This window comes from Labrys sp. 22185 (genome assembly GCF_052045555.1).
In the GTDB taxonomy this organism is placed as follows: domain Bacteria; phylum Pseudomonadota; class Alphaproteobacteria; order Rhizobiales; family Labraceae; genus Labrys; species Labrys neptuniae.
Genome location: NZ_JBQEPH010000001.1, coordinates 647,478 through 661,130, shown reverse-complemented (window position 1 = coordinate 661,130; position 13,653 = coordinate 647,478). Strand labels below are relative to the sequence as shown.

The 13,653-nt window shown below is 65.2% G+C and carries 15 protein-coding genes; 1 reads left to right on the top strand and 14 read right to left on the bottom strand.

Annotated features, from left to right (window positions below; translation table 11 throughout):
• Nucleotides 1-13: 13 nt before the first annotated feature.
• From ACTJKX_RS03085 to ACTJKX_RS03030, 12 genes are all read right to left on the bottom strand, one after another.
• A complete protein-coding gene (locus ACTJKX_RS03085; protein ID WP_440724336.1) occupies nt 14-727 on the bottom strand; it encodes a hypothetical protein in 714 nt (237 codons plus the stop codon).
• Entirely contained in the window at nt 724-3,438 is a 2,715-nt protein-coding gene (locus tag ACTJKX_RS03080) for a hypothetical protein (RefSeq protein ID WP_440724335.1), read from the bottom strand. Before ACTJKX_RS03080 ends, ACTJKX_RS03085 begins: the two co-directional genes overlap by 4 nt.
• The gene (locus ACTJKX_RS03075; protein ID WP_440724334.1) at nt 3,435-3,800 is read right to left on the bottom strand and encodes a hypothetical protein; all 366 of its coding nucleotides are present in this window, start codon (nt 3,798-3,800) and stop codon (nt 3,435-3,437) included. The genes ACTJKX_RS03080 and ACTJKX_RS03075 overlap by 4 nt, the downstream gene beginning before the upstream one ends.
• Nucleotides 3,801-3,899: 99 nt before the next feature.
• Entirely contained in the window at nt 3,900-4,322 is a 423-nt protein-coding gene (locus ACTJKX_RS03070; protein WP_394308430.1) for a hypothetical protein, read from the bottom strand.
• A 5-nt stretch (nt 4,323-4,327) separates the two neighbouring features.
• Nucleotides 4,328-4,792, bottom strand: a complete 465-nt coding sequence (locus tag ACTJKX_RS03065; protein ID WP_440724333.1) for a hypothetical protein — start codon at nt 4,790-4,792, stop codon at nt 4,328-4,330.
• Nucleotides 4,793-4,798: 6 nt separating this feature from the next.
• Entirely contained in the window at nt 4,799-5,170 is a 372-nt protein-coding gene (locus tag ACTJKX_RS03060) for a hypothetical protein (RefSeq protein ID WP_440724332.1), read from the bottom strand.
• Nucleotides 5,170-5,634, bottom strand: coding sequence for a hypothetical protein (locus ACTJKX_RS03055; protein WP_440724331.1), 465 nt, complete (start codon nt 5,632-5,634; stop codon nt 5,170-5,172). Before ACTJKX_RS03055 ends, ACTJKX_RS03060 begins: the two co-directional genes overlap by 1 nt.
• On the bottom strand, nt 5,627-8,095 hold the full coding sequence (locus ACTJKX_RS03050) for a phage tail protein (protein WP_440724330.1): 2,469 nt from the start codon (nt 8,093-8,095) through the stop codon (nt 5,627-5,629). The genes ACTJKX_RS03055 and ACTJKX_RS03050 overlap by 8 nt, the downstream gene beginning before the upstream one ends.
• The gene (locus tag ACTJKX_RS03045) at nt 8,095-8,502 is read right to left on the bottom strand and encodes a DUF6950 family protein (RefSeq protein WP_440724329.1); all 408 of its coding nucleotides are present in this window, start codon (nt 8,500-8,502) and stop codon (nt 8,095-8,097) included. Before ACTJKX_RS03045 ends, ACTJKX_RS03050 begins: the two co-directional genes overlap by 1 nt.
• A 42-nt stretch (nt 8,503-8,544) precedes the next feature.
• Nucleotides 8,545-9,162, bottom strand: coding sequence for a DUF2163 domain-containing protein (locus ACTJKX_RS03040; protein WP_440724328.1), 618 nt, complete (start codon nt 9,160-9,162; stop codon nt 8,545-8,547).
• Nucleotides 9,162-9,812 carry a hypothetical protein gene (locus tag ACTJKX_RS03035; RefSeq protein WP_440724327.1) on the bottom strand — a complete coding sequence of 217 codons (651 nt, stop codon included), beginning with the start codon at nt 9,810-9,812 and terminating at the stop codon, nt 9,162-9,164. The genes ACTJKX_RS03040 and ACTJKX_RS03035 overlap by 1 nt, the downstream gene beginning before the upstream one ends.
• Nucleotides 9,812-12,478, bottom strand: coding sequence for a tape measure protein (locus ACTJKX_RS03030; protein WP_440724326.1), 2,667 nt, complete (start codon nt 12,476-12,478; stop codon nt 9,812-9,814). Before ACTJKX_RS03030 ends, ACTJKX_RS03035 begins: the two co-directional genes overlap by 1 nt.
• Nucleotides 12,479-12,670: 192 nt before the next feature.
• Here ACTJKX_RS03030 and ACTJKX_RS03025 point away from each other — a divergent pair, with 192 nt between their 5' ends.
• Nucleotides 12,671-13,042 (top strand): hypothetical protein, encoded by a 372-nt coding sequence (locus ACTJKX_RS03025; RefSeq protein WP_440724325.1) that lies wholly within the window; start codon nt 12,671-12,673, stop codon nt 13,040-13,042.
• 53 nt (nt 13,043-13,095) lie between these two features.
• On the opposite strand, the gene ACTJKX_RS03020 is transcribed toward ACTJKX_RS03025, so the two are convergent.
• Complete coding sequence (locus ACTJKX_RS03020) at nt 13,096-13,242, bottom strand: hypothetical protein (RefSeq protein ID WP_440724324.1); 147 nt, start codon at nt 13,240-13,242, stop codon at nt 13,096-13,098.
• Nucleotides 13,242-13,649, bottom strand: a complete 408-nt coding sequence (locus tag ACTJKX_RS03015) for a gene transfer agent family protein (protein WP_440724323.1) — start codon at nt 13,647-13,649, stop codon at nt 13,242-13,244. Before ACTJKX_RS03015 ends, ACTJKX_RS03020 begins: the two co-directional genes overlap by 1 nt.
• Between the last annotated feature and the right edge of the window lie 4 nt (nt 13,650-13,653).

Sequence of the window (13,653 nt, the reverse complement as noted above, 5' to 3'; positions counted from 1 at the left end):
AGGAGAAGGGCCGTCAGGCCAGCGGGAACGACACGGCGACCAGGGCGCGACCGCTTGCCGTCTTCGACGGCGTCGAGGTGATCGTCTTGGAGCCGGTCGCGTTGAAGGTCCCGCGCGCTCCCGAATGCAGAGCGACAGACGACGCATCCTCGGTCGCGTCGAAGTCCTCGGTCACATTGGCAGTCCAGGTGACGCTGCCGGCGCCCGCCGTGGTGAAGCCCTGAAAAACATAGGCCACGGCAACATCATTGGCGGTGGTGGTCAAAGCCACACTAAGACCGCCGGCGGCCCCGTTGGAGTTCGCGCCGGCAGTGTCCGTCGGCGTGGTCGACGCGATATCCGGCAGGATCCATGCCGCGACCGCCTTGTTCTGTCCGCCTGACCCGCTGCTATAGTTGCAGATAACATCCGCCGTGGTCGGGCTGCCGCGCGGCGGCACCGCGATCAGAAACAGCGCGCCCCTGAAGGAATTACTGGAAATCGTCTGCACCAGAGACGTTCCGGCGATACCGTTCCACGTCACCGAGCTGAAGCTTTGGCTACTGGAGGTAATGCTGACGCCTGCCCCGACCAGCAGATACAGCGTCTTGCTGGACGCCGGCACCGTGATCGGCAGCGAGTAGGTCGTCACGGCCGGCGAGTCGAACTTGCCGCCATGCGCCAGCAGCTGGGCCGGCACGGGCGGCAGGGCGGAATTCGCCTTCACGAAACCGAGCCCGAACCTCATGCCGCCAGATCCCCGACCAGCACCCACTCGTCGGAGCCACGCTTGTAGAGCGTCGCCCCGGAATATTGCCCCGTGAGCTTCAGCTTGCCGCCCGCCGAACGGATGGTGACGCCGGCATCGGCGGCGATCGTCGTCTGGCCGGCGCCGAACTGCGACAGGTCGATCCGGCTGTTGACGGGGAAGGCGACGGTCGCATTCGCCGGGATGGTCAGCGTATTGGGGCCCGCATTGTTCATCTCGACGATCTTGCCCTTGTCGGCGAGTGCCAGGGTGTAGGCCGTGCCGGTCTGCGTGTTGATGCCGACTTGCTCGCCCGCCTTCTCATAAGCCGAGAGCGCGGCCGGCTGCACGGCCGTGTCGGCCTTGGCGCCCTGCGCTGCCGTGGCGAAATCGGTCGAAGCCGACAGGGCGGCCGTGCCGAGCGTCGCCCATTCCGTCGCCGTCGCGCCGGCATTGGTGCGCAGCACCTGCAGGGCCGCGCCGACCGCAGTCAGGCCGGTGCCGCCATTCGCGACGGCGAGCGTGCCGGTGATATGCGTGGTCAGCCCGACCTTGCCCCAGGACGGCGCCACGCCGACGCCGCCGGAGCGCAGCACGTTGCCGCCCGCCACGTCGGCGAGCTTGGCGAGCGTGGTGGTGCTGTCGGCGTAGAGCAGGTCGCCGATGGCAAAGCCGGCGCTCAATCCCGAGAGCGCCTTGGGAGGAATGCTCACGGCGTTGGAAAGCAGCCAGCTGCCGCCGCAGACATCCCATTCCGTCCCGCCGCGATTGATGAGTTCGACATCCTCGCCAGGCCGCAGCGTCAGCGAGGTGTTGGCGCTGCCCAGGCCGGCAGGCGGGCAATAGATGAAGTCGCTACCCTGCCGCACGAGCGTGACGTTCGCCGTGCCGTGGTTGAACACCCGGATGGTCGGGCCGGCCACGCCGGCCCCCCAGGCGCCGCCGACCGGCAGCATGATGTTGAAGGCCGTGGTGGCGCTGGCCTGCACCGCCTTGCCGTGATCGGCCGCCGTAAGGGTGAGGTTCGCGTTGGCAAAGACGAAGCCCGCGAAATTGCCGAGCGCCGGCACGCCATTGAGCTGATAGGCCCGACCGCTGGGAATGTTGAGGCCGCTGGTGTCAAATCGCCCGAACAGCGTCGCCCCGTTCATGGTGCAGAACTCATGGGCCGGCGCCTGATAGGCGATGCGGTCCATGGCGCCGCCGGCGAGGATCTGCCCCCAGACAGCGGTCGCGCTGGTCGCTGCCGGATAATTGATCGTAGAGATTCGAAGGAACGAATTTGCCCGACCGGTGCGCAGTTGCGCCATCGACGAACCACTGTCGCCGGTATCGTTGTTCTGGAAGTTGATGCCGGACAGGCCGGCGAACACGGCGGTCAGGGTCAGGCCGCCACCGACGGGATCCCACGTCGCCGTACCGCCCGGGCGCTTGATCAGCTTGCCGGTCGCGCCGTCGAATACAACGATTTCGCCGGCAGCCGCTCCCGCCGGTCCGACCACGTCACCGGCCCCGGTGCCGTCGGCGCCCTTCTGCGCGAACAACTCCCAATAGGTCGTGTTGGTAACGGCCTGGTTCGTATGGGCCACCTTGCAGCGATAGGAGGAACCTCCGCTCGTCACGAGGTCGTTGACGACATAGGCCGTCGCGCTCGACCACGCGCCCTTCGGCGTCAGGCCGGCCGGGCCGGTGCTGCCCGTGTCGCCCTTCGGCAAGGTCAGGTTGAGCGTCTGGTTCGGCGCCGTTCCGGTGATGGTGGCGCCGGCACTGGCGCCGCTCGCCACGGTGCCGATCGCCAGCGTGTTGGCGGGGCCGGTATCGCCCTTGGGGATCGTCAGGTTGAGCGTCTGGTTCGGCGAGGCGCCCGTGATGGTGGCCGCCGCCGGCCCCGTCGACACCGTGCCGATCGCGAGCGTGTTGGCCGGCCCGGCATTGCCCTGCGGCCCCTTGATGTTGCCCTGGGGAGCGCCCCAGGCTCCGGCCGACTTCTTGTAGAGGTCGCCATTGCTGGTGTTGATATAGGCCGCGCCATCGACGCCAAGGCCGACGGCTGGCGCCCCCGCCCCCATCAGGATCTGATCGCCGGAGCGCGCCACCAGCTGCCACTGCGCGGCCGCCGTCGTCGGCGTGTTGCCGGTGTTGGCGTCGACCCGGGACAGCCAGGACGAACCGTTATAGGTGACCAGATCCTGCTTGGCATAGGTGGTGCCGGCCGCCCAATCGCCGCGCGCGTTCCACGGCAGCACGGTCGCGGCCGGCGAGATGCCCCAGGCGCCATTGTCGCGCCGATACTCGATCGGCGGGCTTTCGTCATAGTCGCGGTAGAGATCGCCATCGACGCCGATATCGTTCGACGGCGGCCCGTTGCCGGTGAACCAGACCGAGGCCGGCGTGAAGCGGGCGCGGATCGCCTGCACCGCCTGCATGGTGGCGATGGCGACGCTGTCCTTGTCCGGATCGACGGCGACCCAGCCCTGAACGCCGGTCACGGCAGCCGGCAGCGGGTGCAGCAGCGTCAGGGCATTGTCGACGGTCGCATCGGCCGCAACCGGCACCTGCGCGAAGATGCCGCCGCCCATGTCGACGATCAGCCAGGCGCCTTCCGTGACCGTCGGCGCCAGGCCGTCGCCCTTCATCGGGTTGCCGGCGATCGCCGCGGCCGTGGAGCCGGCCGTGCAGGTGACGGTGACGGCGAGAATGAGATTGCTCATCGCGAAATTCCCAGATCGGACAGGACGGTTTCGAGGGCGGCAGGTGTCGCAGCCGCGCGGACCAGGCTCTTGGCGGCAAGGCGCTGTTGCTCCACCTCTGCGAGCGCCTCGGCGTTTGCGGCGGACTTGGCCAGGATCGTCTCGGCGATGAAGTCGACGAAATCGCCTCGCGCATCGGCCTCGGCGCAGATCAGCGGGCCAGGCCCCTTACCCGCGATCACGTCTCGCGCCTCCTCGACCTTGCGGCGATAGAGATCGCCGAACTGGCAGAGCCGGCCGATCTCCGGCCCGAAATGCCGGTCGACGAGACCTTCCGCCTCGGTCCGCCTCGCAGCCATGTCAGGGAAAAGGGTGAGCTTCATGATGGCTCCATGAAAAAACCGCCCCGAAGGGCGGCGAGGAAATCGGCTAAAAAATTAGCGATTACAATGTGTTAAGCGGTGATTTCAAGCTGGAGGAAATCAGTCCGCCGCGACAGCGAGGACCTGCCCCCGCCAAGGCTGGTAGGGCCATGGCCCCACAGCCTCGATCGCATAGGCGTGCGGCTCGCTGGACACGATCTCGATGTCGGTTCCGTCCGCAATGCCGAAGGCGCTGCCGTCCATGCGGATTTCCCAGCCGGCCGGAACGCCCTGCAGCATCGCCGTGTCGACGCCGTCGGCGACGATCTGGCCGGCCGTCAGCGCGATCTGCGCGATCGGCCGATCCTTGACCTGGCCATCGTCGACATAGCGCTTGTCCGGATCGGCCGATGTCTCGCTGACCTCGATGAAGGCGGCGCCATTGGCGCGCATATGGTCGACCAGTTCTGGCCGATAGACCATGATGACGTGCGTGATCATGCCCGGTGCAAAGCCAAGCGGCCCCATATATTCAATGATCATGGATTTTACCCTGCTGGAATGCCGAACACCGCATAGGTGAGCTGGCCGGAGAAGGAGAAGCAGCTGCGAGCCTGCAGGCCCGTGCGCGTCACGGTCGCGTCGACCGAGTTGATGTCGTTGTAGGTCGCCATATAGGTGCAGGCCATGATGGCCTCGCCTGCCCAGGTCGGCCCATAGGGGCCGATCGGCGGATCGGACTGGTAGAAGCGATAGCCGTTGGCGCTATAGGCCGCGATCAGGGCGAAGGGGATATATCCCATGTCCGGCCAGGTCAGCAGAGTCTGGAAGTTCCGCCCCTGCGCGCCGCTATAGGCGACCGATCCGCTATAGGCGAGCCGCGTGACAGCATAGTCGGCGTCGAACACGATCTGCGCCCAGGTCGCCGCGTCGATATCGACGCCCGGCAACACGATGCGGAATTGCGGCTTGCCGTCACTGGGCCGGAAGCCGAAACGCGCCCTTTGCACCATGGATCCTCAGCTCGGCATGTTCACGGCGACGACGACATAGGTCAGCCAGACCGTCGTGCCGGTATTCTTGAAGGTGAGATTGGTGGTGGATGGCTTGCAGGTCACCAGTGCCTGCGCGTAGCCCCATTTGCGGAAAGGCACGAGGCTGTAACCGGCGCCCTCCGAACTCTGCATGTCGACCGCCGGCACCGCCTCGAGGGTGACGCCGAACGGCACGACGATCGTACCGCTGAGCTGCAGCCGCCCGGCCATGATCACCTTGGCGGTGACATTGTCGGTATCGATCAGCATGTCGTCGGTGGCGCCGGTACCGGCATCGAAGCCGGGCTTCGACACCCGAAACCGCGCAGGATTGGTCGACATCAGGACGCGCAGCATCAGGCCGGCACCGCAACGGGGATCTTCCAGATGAAATAGACCGCGCTCGCCGGCACGGCCGGTGATGCCGCCGATTGACTGGAGCCAACCGGGAAGCCCACGCGAAAGAAATCGAGACCGACATGAACGCGAAGCGGCGTGAAATAAGCCTGCTCCACATAGTTTCCCTTGCACCAGGGATCATCCTGCATCGTGCCGATGGCGCTCTCGTAGCGCACGGAAACGAAGGGGATGTAGGGTAAGGCCGGAAAGTCGACGCGCTTCTGCAGGCTTGAGGATGGGCCGAGACCTGTCACGCGGCCGACCTGGTGCAAGTTCTCGATGCGCGACCAGTCCGAGCGGAACGCCCATTTGAGATTGTCGGCGGGATCGGCCGTGCGGGCATCGAAGCCCGGCAGCGTCACGAACACACCATAGGCGCCGTTGCCGTCGGCGCCCAGGATCATGCGGCAGACGTCAGTCATAGATCTCGATCCGGGGATTGGAGCCGGGACGGAAGAAGATCTTGTTGCCGATGTTCATGTCGCCGGAGACGTTGAGCGCCCCGGTGTTGATGCTGAGATCAGCCAGCGCGTTGATGATGATGTGATCGGCCGTGAGCTGGAACGACGAGACCGTGCCGTCATTATAGGCCTTCAGGCCGGCGATCTTGCCGTCGACATCGAGCGTCACCATCCATGTCGCCGAGAGCTTGCCGTCGACGCTCGCCACGGCCTGCGACACGGTCTGGATCGCAGCCGTGTTGCCGTTCGCCGTGGCGCTCACCGTATCGATGCGCTGCGACAGGGCGCCGTCGGCATTGGCGCGGGCCGTCGCTTCCTGCGCGATCTGCGCCTGGATATCCTCGCCGACCTGCGCCTCGAGGATATCGACCTTCGTCGCCAGGGCTTCCGTCGCGCTCACCTGCAGCCGGATCTGGCTGGTGAAGGAGGCGCGGGCATTGGTATCCTGCACGTGGTTCGAGGTTTCCTGCGTGAAGGACTGCGTCGCCTCCTCGATCGTCGCCAGCGCCAGATAGCGGATCGGCACGATCGGCTTGAAGGCATCCTTGGCCGACTGGGCCAGGTCGTCGAAATTGATCGAGCCGGGCGGCAGCTGCGACTGGCCGACCTGCACGCCCACCCATGTGGTCCACGTGGTCGGCCGCACGGGCGTGGTGGCGATCGTGGCGCGGAACTCGTATTGATCCCCTGCCCCGACCGTGTCGAAGACGTAGGCGCCATCTTCCGGGCTGTCGTCGCGCAGGCGCGTCGCCGCCACGGCATTGATGCGCCGATATTCGATGATCACCGCGTCGACGGTCGGATCGGCAACCGGCGTCCATGTCAGCTTGACGGCCGGCCGCTGCGCACCCGATTCCGCGTCGATCATGATCGCCTCGGCCGAGAAGCTCGACACGGTCGACATATAGCCGGGATCGCCGGGCGCGCCGCCCGGGATCTCGATCGGCTTCTCATCCGAGGAAGACCAGGCATAGATCTGGTAGTTTACTTCGCGCAGGGCGACCGTGATGCTGTCGTCGAGATTGAGCTGGCGCGTCATCACCCGGAACAGCTTCGTCCAGCCATAGCGGGCCGACTGCCAGGTGATCCAGTCGCCGGGATCGAGGAACAGCAGGTGATTGCCGAGGGTGAAGGTGCCGTTCGCCTGCGCCCTGGTTTCGCGCAGCCGCGCCGTCCCGATGCGCTGCGCCTGCGTGCCGCTGGGCACCGCAGCGAGATCGAGCGAGACGCGCAGGGGCTCGCCATCCTCCGCCCGGGCCGAGGCCGAAATGATCGGCGGATAGGAATTGGCCTGGTAGCCGGCGGCCGGATCGACAAACTGGCCGTACACCTCGTTGGTCCGCTCCGTGCGCGACAGGCCCAGGCTGAAGCGCTGTTCCGGCCCGACCCGGAAATCGGCATCGGTGATGGTGACGACGCTGACCTGTGCCGCGCCGGCCAGAAGCCCGAACGCACCCTGATACTCGATCAGGTACCCGGCCATGGTCTGGATCACCGGCTCGATCAGCGAGCGGAAATCGGCATCCTCTGCCACCAGCACATAGGCGCAGCGATAACGCGGCTCGGTACCGCCTGCCGTCAGGGCCACCGTCTCGTCGCAGACATTGGCGGCCGCGATCCATGTCGAGGCGATCAAATCATAAGACGGAATGCCCGGGCCCAGAACGACCTGCCCCTCGGCCACGATGCCGGAAAGGAAGTTGTAGCCATGGATGGCGCCGTTCTCGGTCCATTGCCAGGTGGCGGGATCATTGAGCCGATGCAGGCCGGTGCCGCCCGCCGTGCTATCCTTGCGCACGTCGTAGCAGCGATAGCCACGCATCTGCCAGGTGAACTCCGGCGGGCCGGAGGCGAACTGGTCCGGATCATAGATCAGCGTCACCGCGGCGTAGCACATGCCGGCGAAGCGATCGTTCATCGTCAGCCGGCTCGCCGAATTGGCGACGGTAATCGCATCCGCCGCCTGGCCCGGCCGTCCGTCATGGAAGCGCACCCGAGCAAAGCCGCCATAGCCCTCGATCGAATAGGTGGTCATGCCGTTACCGTCGGTCGACAGCTGCGTCAGCGTCTTCTTCTTGCCGCCGATCCAGACCGCCTCCAGCCCGTCGCACCAGCCTTCCGACAGGATGTAGACCAGCTCCAGCCGCTTGTTTTCCTCGCCCGAGGTCTGGAAGAAGGCCAGATGCCCGCGCGTGGCGATGCGGCCGAACACGACCTGCCGGCCGACATCGGAGCCCAGTTGCAGATTTAGCTGCACGCCGGACGGCGTCGCCTTGGGCTTCGGCGCCAGCAGCTTCTGCAGGGCCGACAGGCCGAGCGAAAGGCCGATTCCGAGCAACGCCCGGCCGATCGAGAAGCCGCCGACACTGAGCGAGCCGATGAAGCCTATGACGGCCGAGACGGCTGAAGCGATGAACCCCATCAGCCGACCCGCCAGGCGTGCAGCGCCGTCCAGAGCGGATTGATCTGGATGCCTGCCGGCGCCTTGCAGAGGATGCCGTCGCCGACCACCACGCCGAGCGCGATGCCGTCATCGGCCACGATGCTGACGATGTCGCCGCGCTGGGCCATCGCCGGGATCACCCGCTCGCAGATTGCATCCATGGCGCCCTCGAGGTCGCGGAAGCCCTTGCCGCGGATGCGCTTCATGGCGCCGGCCGCCGTCTTGTAGCGGCCGCGGTGCTCGCCATAGGGATCTTCCCCGGTGACGGCCCGCATGGCGTCCATCGCCATCAGGAAACAATCCGAGGCGCCCCATGCGAAAGGCGCGGCCATATGCGGGGCGAGCGCCGCGTACAGGGCGCTTTCCCAGCCTTCCAGACGTGTCATGAAGGAATTCCCTTGAAGGGCGTCAGCGTGCCCGGGTGCGAGCTATCGCGCCCGGCGAGGCGTGACGCGGCCCCACCAGATTTCGGCGGTGGCGGTCGATTGCAGGTAACGCAGCGAACCGTCATTCGGATCGAGCGTGCGCTGATCGGCATCGGAGCGACGCCGCCAGCCGGAGCGGCCCATGTCCAGCGCGCGGCTTTCGACATGGGCCTCGAGATAGGCTTCGCCGGGGCTGGCGTCGCCGATCGCGCCCTCGCCCTTGCTCTCGACGTGGTCGATCGTGTCGATATAGCCGCGATACACGGTTTCCACCGACAGCAGCGCGTAGCTGTCCGGATCGAGATAGGCCCGGGCCATGGTGACGGGACGGCCGCGATAGATCTCGTTCTCGATCGAGGCGAGCATGTTCATCGGCAGCTCGGCCGAGGCGTTGAGGCGGATATTCATCGGCACGGCCGTGCCGTCCGAAACGCCGCCGATCGCGTCGACCTGAAACAGCGAACCGGCGCCCTTATAGGTGACGCCGTTATAGGTGAACGTCCCCTCGCCGGAGAAAAAGCCGTACAGGCCCGACGGGAAGTCGAACAGCAGGAGATCGGCCCTGGCGACGCGCCCGGCCTTGAGCGCGTCGAGCAGCGCCTGCGAAATGACGCGGGCCATCAGTACAGCCTCTGAATGCCGGTGAAGGTCACGGGCTTGCGCGACAGCTCGGCCGAGGCATCGGGCGCCGTGGCGGGATCGAGGATCATTTCACAGACCGGCCTGGCGAAGTTCACCGTGGCGCCGATCGAGAACAGGCTCGTGTTCACGGCCGGCGACAAGGTGACCGACGCCGTGCCGTTGCCGGCTGCGACGACAGGCTCCATGATCCGGTAGAGCCCATATTTGCCGTTCTGCACCAGGCCGAGCAGATCGCCCGCCCCCATCACGAAGCCGGCCGGCAGGCCGATGATCGAGATCCCGGTCGCCGACACGGCCGAAGCCTGCGCGGTCCCGTCGAAGGCGCCGCCCGAAGCCCGGCTCATGCCCGCGAAGCCGCCCGGATAGGCGCCCGGACAGACCTGCAGCGGACTATGGCCGAGGAATGTGCGCAGCGCGCCGTTGAGGCTGTCCAGCCAGGCGCGCCACGGCCGCCGCTCGGCCATGCTGAGCGGCTTCGTCGTGTAGTCGCAGCGCCACCGCGGCGGCGCCAGCTGGATCGCCTGCGTAGCGCCGGAATTGAGCATCGCAGCCGCCTCCGTCCGGATCAGGCGCATGGTATCGGTCGCCTGGCAGCCGGCCGGCATTGCACGGGGATAGGTGATTGCCATCAGAGAGACCCCCGCTTGCGGGCATTGAGGACCAGGCTCGGAACCTCCTGCCGGATCTGCTGGCGCATCACCTGCATTTCCCGGCGCAAGGCCGGGATGGCGTCGGCGGAGGCGCCGCGAGCGTCGAAGCTCATCGGCATATTCAGGACGAGACCGGGCGCTGCCGCAGCGCCGACCGCGGACACCTTGAAGCTCGTCGGCAAGCCGGCGCCCACAAAACCGCCATTGGCGAAGCCAGGGAGGCCACGCCGCAAACGCTCAAGGTTCGCAACGCCGATCCGCTTGGTTGCCTGCTGATCGAAAACATACTCATCCCGGTGAACGATGCCTGCAGGCTGGTACTTGCCACCTGCCCCGGTGTAGCCGCCGCCAGAAAAGCCCCCCAGAAGCCCCCCAAACAAACCGCCGAGCAGTCCGCCGCTTTTGCTGCTTCCGCCAAACAGCCCAGCGAGCGGCCCCTCACCCAACAGGGCAGCCTGGAGCACAAGGCGGATGAGGCTTTTCAACACATCCTCCAGGGCTCCCTTCAGATCCTTGGAGCCGTCGATCAGGCCGGTGAGACCATCCACTGCCAGATTTGCGAACTCCCGCTGGGCGTCGATCATTTCATCGAATTTCTTTTGAGCCGCCTCTCGCGCAACAGCAGATTCAGCATATTTTCGAGCTTCAGCCTCCAGCGACGCCACCACCTGCGGCGTCAGGGCAATTCCGGATTGCGTTGCTTCGTTGAGCAACTCCTGGCGCTTGGCGAGATACTCAGTCTGGTAGGCTGTCTGAGTAAGTGCCGCCCCCTTTAGTTTCAGGCCATCGATATCCTGCTGGTTCTTCTTGATGATCTCATCCAGCGTCTGCTTACGCCGTTCGTCCGCCGTCAGGTCGCCCGCCGCGACACGCGTGTCATTGGCGCGGCGCCGAGCGTACGCGATCGCATCGTCGACCGTGCGGCCGCCCCCAAGGATCGAAGGGTTGGCATTGATCGATTTCTGACTGATCAGTCCCTGCAAGGGCGTGCCGGGCGCCGCCTTCAGCACCTTCGCAGCGTCGCCGGCTCCGAGGAAATGCGACAGCTGCAAAGCCGCCTCATTGACCGATACGCCAGCCTTCTGGAGAACAGCGGCATTTTCAGCTGCATACTTCTCGATAAGGTCTCGCGAGATGTTGCCATCCTTGCGGAGATCGAGAATGGCGTCGCGCCCCATGCTTTCCGCTTGCTGCGGGTAGTATTTGCGGAACAGGGCGATCCAGGTGCTTTCGATGAACTGCCCGACGCCGGTTGCCGTGCTATTTGGGTTCTTCGCACGCGGATCGCCGCCGCTCTCGGCTTTCACCACCCGATCGACGTAGGATTTAACGATCGCCTCGGTGGCCTGTACGCCAGCGCGAAGCGAGTATTCGCGCTCAGCCTGCGCCCGGGCAGCATCCTGAAGAGCGAAGCCCGTCAGCTTCGTCCCCGCCTTCTTCATCGCCTCGACGATGTCGTCGGTCGCTTTGGCGATCTCCGCTTCCTTGGTGGACAGGCCGGCATCGCGGGAGCGCTTGTCAAGCATGTCCTGCACCGGATTGGCATGCCCGCTGGTGCCTCGGGTGCGTGCCGCCTCGCGCAGCAACTCCTGCTGCAGATCGGTGATCTTCTGGACGGTGGCCAGCTCTTCCTTCTTGACGCTGGCAACCTTCTCGGCCTCCTTCAGCCGATCCCGTTCGGCCTGCAAGGCGCTGCGCAGGCCAGCGAGGAAATCCTCGCTGGCGCCGGCAGCCTGTTCCGCCTGAATTTGCTTCTCGATCTCAGCGATATTGTCGCGGATGAGCTGCGGCGCCTTCAGGGTCGCCTCGTCGTCGAAAGCCTGGCGCTTCTTCTGCGCATCCTCATAGGCCTGGGAGACGCCGTCGATTTTCTTGGCGAGATCGGCCATCGCAGCGGCAACGCTGTTGGCGGCCTCCTCGCCACCCACCATGGTCGCCACCCATTTGGTGGTGGCCGTGTCGAGATCGGTCCAAGCCTGCGACAAGGTCGGCACCGTGCCGTCGGCAAGCGCTTCGATCTCGGGCTTGGCAGCGACGATAGCCTTGAACACGCGATCGGACGTCAATTGTCCTGCCGCTGCCAAGCCGCGCAGTTCGTTGGCGGAAACGCCGAACTCTCGTGCAATCGACCGGATCAGCGGGCTCTGTGTACCGAGCGATTCCATGATGGAGTTGAATTCGTCGCCACGCAGCACGCCGGAGCCGAGGGCCTGGCCGAGCTGCGTGATTGTCCCCTTTGCCGCGTCCGCGCTGACGCCGGCAAGAGACAGTGCCTGCGCGACAGCCTGCGTCGCATCGGCCGCAGAGCTGTTCGCCTGCCCCAGGGACTGGGAAACGCCAAGCATTTTCACGTAGAGATCGGAAGTCGCCTCAAGCTCGGAATGCGCCTTGAGTGCAACCGACGAGACCCTGCTCTGCTCGTCGCCAATGTTGCGAACCGCAATGCCGGCCGTCTTCAACCGGTTGCCGATGGCGTTCCAGCGATCGCCGTAGTTCACCACGCCGGCGCCGGCAGCCGCGACGGCGGCCGTGATGATACCGACCAGCCCTGTCGTGCTACGAAGGCTCTGCGCCAGCCCGCTGAACGATCGCGACATGCCCGACGCGTCGAAGCCGCGCGCCATGGATTTGTTGCCACGCTCCATGCTGCTATCGATCTGCTGCGACAACTTCTTGAAGCGCTGATCGATGGCTGAAGCCTGCCGGTCGGTCTGCGACTTGGCCTTGGCGAGCGCATTTTCATATTTCTTCGTGCTCGCCTCAAGTGTAACGATGAGGCGTTCAACATCTGTAGGCATCGCTGGGGGACCATGACTAGGAGAATTGCGCTAATTGCGATGATGCTCGCGCTTGCGGCATGCACTAAGGAAGTCAAACCCGAGGAAGCTATTTCGTCGGTTGGGCCAATGCCCCTTGATTACAAGGCCCAGATAATTGCGAACGCGAAGAGCAATTATTTCGACCCTTATTCGATACGAAGCGCCGAGATCAGCAAGCCTGTTCCGGCGAAGAACGAATTATATGGGAAGTACGCTTGGGTGGTTTGCGTCAAAGCAAATGCCAAGAACCGCTTCGGCGCCTATGTCGGCCAGCAACTGGATGGCTACGTCTTTCAAGACGGGAAGATCACGCAGAAATCCGGCCACCCTGAAACCTATTGCGATGGCAAACCTTTCGAGGCATTCCCCGAACTTGAGAGCATCAAGTAATACTCGACACTCCGGCGGCCCTCGATCAGGGGTCGCTCTCGGTGCAACTGCATCTAGATCATTGAGGCAGCGGCCTCAAATTCAGCATCGCTCATATCCGCGACACCCTCCTCCCCGGTTTTCGACGCGATGAAGGCCGACCAGCAGCAATTGAACTGCCATAGGCTCATCGCACCAACTTCCGCCGGGGAAAAACCCATCACGGCTCCGGCGCCGTAGAATTCGGAGAAGCGGAGCTTTCCGTTTCGGCGAGGCCGGGCTCCGCCGTCCCGTCCGCCTGGTCTTTTCCCGGCTGGTCATCCTCGACGCCCCAAAGGGCGGCAGCAAGAATGGACTGGGCCGGCAGCAGGCCTTCCATCAGAGGGCGAGCCGGATAGACATAGCGCTCCACCATCCGAAGGGCCGCAGTGGGCTCAAGGCCGCCGCCGATCAGGCCGAGGCGGATGGTTTGCCGGAGATCCGCCTCGCGCCAGGTGCCGTTCCGCATCCTCTGCAACAAGGCCAGCGGGCCGCAGTCCGCCTTTTCCTGCAGCTCCTCGAGCTGGCCGAGCGGAAGGGCAAAGGTGTATCGCCCGTCCGCCCAAGTGAATGTCGTCTTGCAATCCATGGAT

Excerpts from the sequence above, each read along its gene's own strand:
- ACTJKX_RS03045 (WP_440724329.1), bottom strand. The coding sequence starts at position 8,502 with ATGACACGTCTGGAAGGCTGGGAAAGCGCCCTGTACGCGGCGCTCGCC.
- ACTJKX_RS03075 (WP_440724334.1), bottom strand. The coding sequence starts at position 3,800 with ATGAAGCTCACCCTTTTCCCTGACATGGCTGCGAGGCGGACCGAGGCG.
- ACTJKX_RS03085 (WP_440724336.1), bottom strand. The coding sequence starts at position 727 with ATGAGGTTCGGGCTCGGTTTCGTGAAGGCGAATTCCGCCCTGCCGCCC.
- ACTJKX_RS03020 (WP_440724324.1), bottom strand. The coding sequence starts at position 13,242 with ATGGGTTTTTCCCCGGCGGAAGTTGGTGCGATGAGCCTATGGCAGTTC.
- ACTJKX_RS03025 (WP_440724325.1), top strand. The coding sequence starts at position 12,671 with ATGATGCTCGCGCTTGCGGCATGCACTAAGGAAGTCAAACCCGAGGAA.
- ACTJKX_RS03070 (WP_394308430.1), bottom strand. The coding sequence starts at position 4,322 with ATGATCATTGAATATATGGGGCCGCTTGGCTTTGCACCGGGCATGATC.
- ACTJKX_RS03055 (WP_440724331.1), bottom strand. The coding sequence starts at position 5,634 with ATGACTGACGTCTGCCGCATGATCCTGGGCGCCGACGGCAACGGCGCC.
- ACTJKX_RS03060 (WP_440724332.1), bottom strand. The coding sequence starts at position 5,170 with ATGCTGCGCGTCCTGATGTCGACCAATCCTGCGCGGTTTCGGGTGTCG.
- ACTJKX_RS03040 (WP_440724328.1), bottom strand. The coding sequence starts at position 9,162 with ATGGCCCGCGTCATTTCGCAGGCGCTGCTCGACGCGCTCAAGGCCGGG.
- ACTJKX_RS03065 (WP_440724333.1), bottom strand. The coding sequence starts at position 4,792 with ATGGTGCAAAGGGCGCGTTTCGGCTTCCGGCCCAGTGACGGCAAGCCG.
- ACTJKX_RS03050 (WP_440724330.1), bottom strand. The coding sequence starts at position 8,095 with ATGGGGTTCATCGCTTCAGCCGTCTCGGCCGTCATAGGCTTCATCGGC.
- ACTJKX_RS03015 (WP_440724323.1), bottom strand. The coding sequence starts at position 13,649 with ATGGATTGCAAGACGACATTCACTTGGGCGGACGGGCGATACACCTTT.
- ACTJKX_RS03030 (WP_440724326.1), bottom strand. The coding sequence starts at position 12,478 with ATGGAGCGTGGCAACAAATCCATGGCGCGCGGCTTCGACGCGTCGGGC.
- ACTJKX_RS03035 (WP_440724327.1), bottom strand. The coding sequence starts at position 9,812 with ATGGCAATCACCTATCCCCGTGCAATGCCGGCCGGCTGCCAGGCGACC.
- ACTJKX_RS03080 (WP_440724335.1), bottom strand. The coding sequence starts at position 3,438 with ATGAGCAATCTCATTCTCGCCGTCACCGTCACCTGCACGGCCGGCTCC.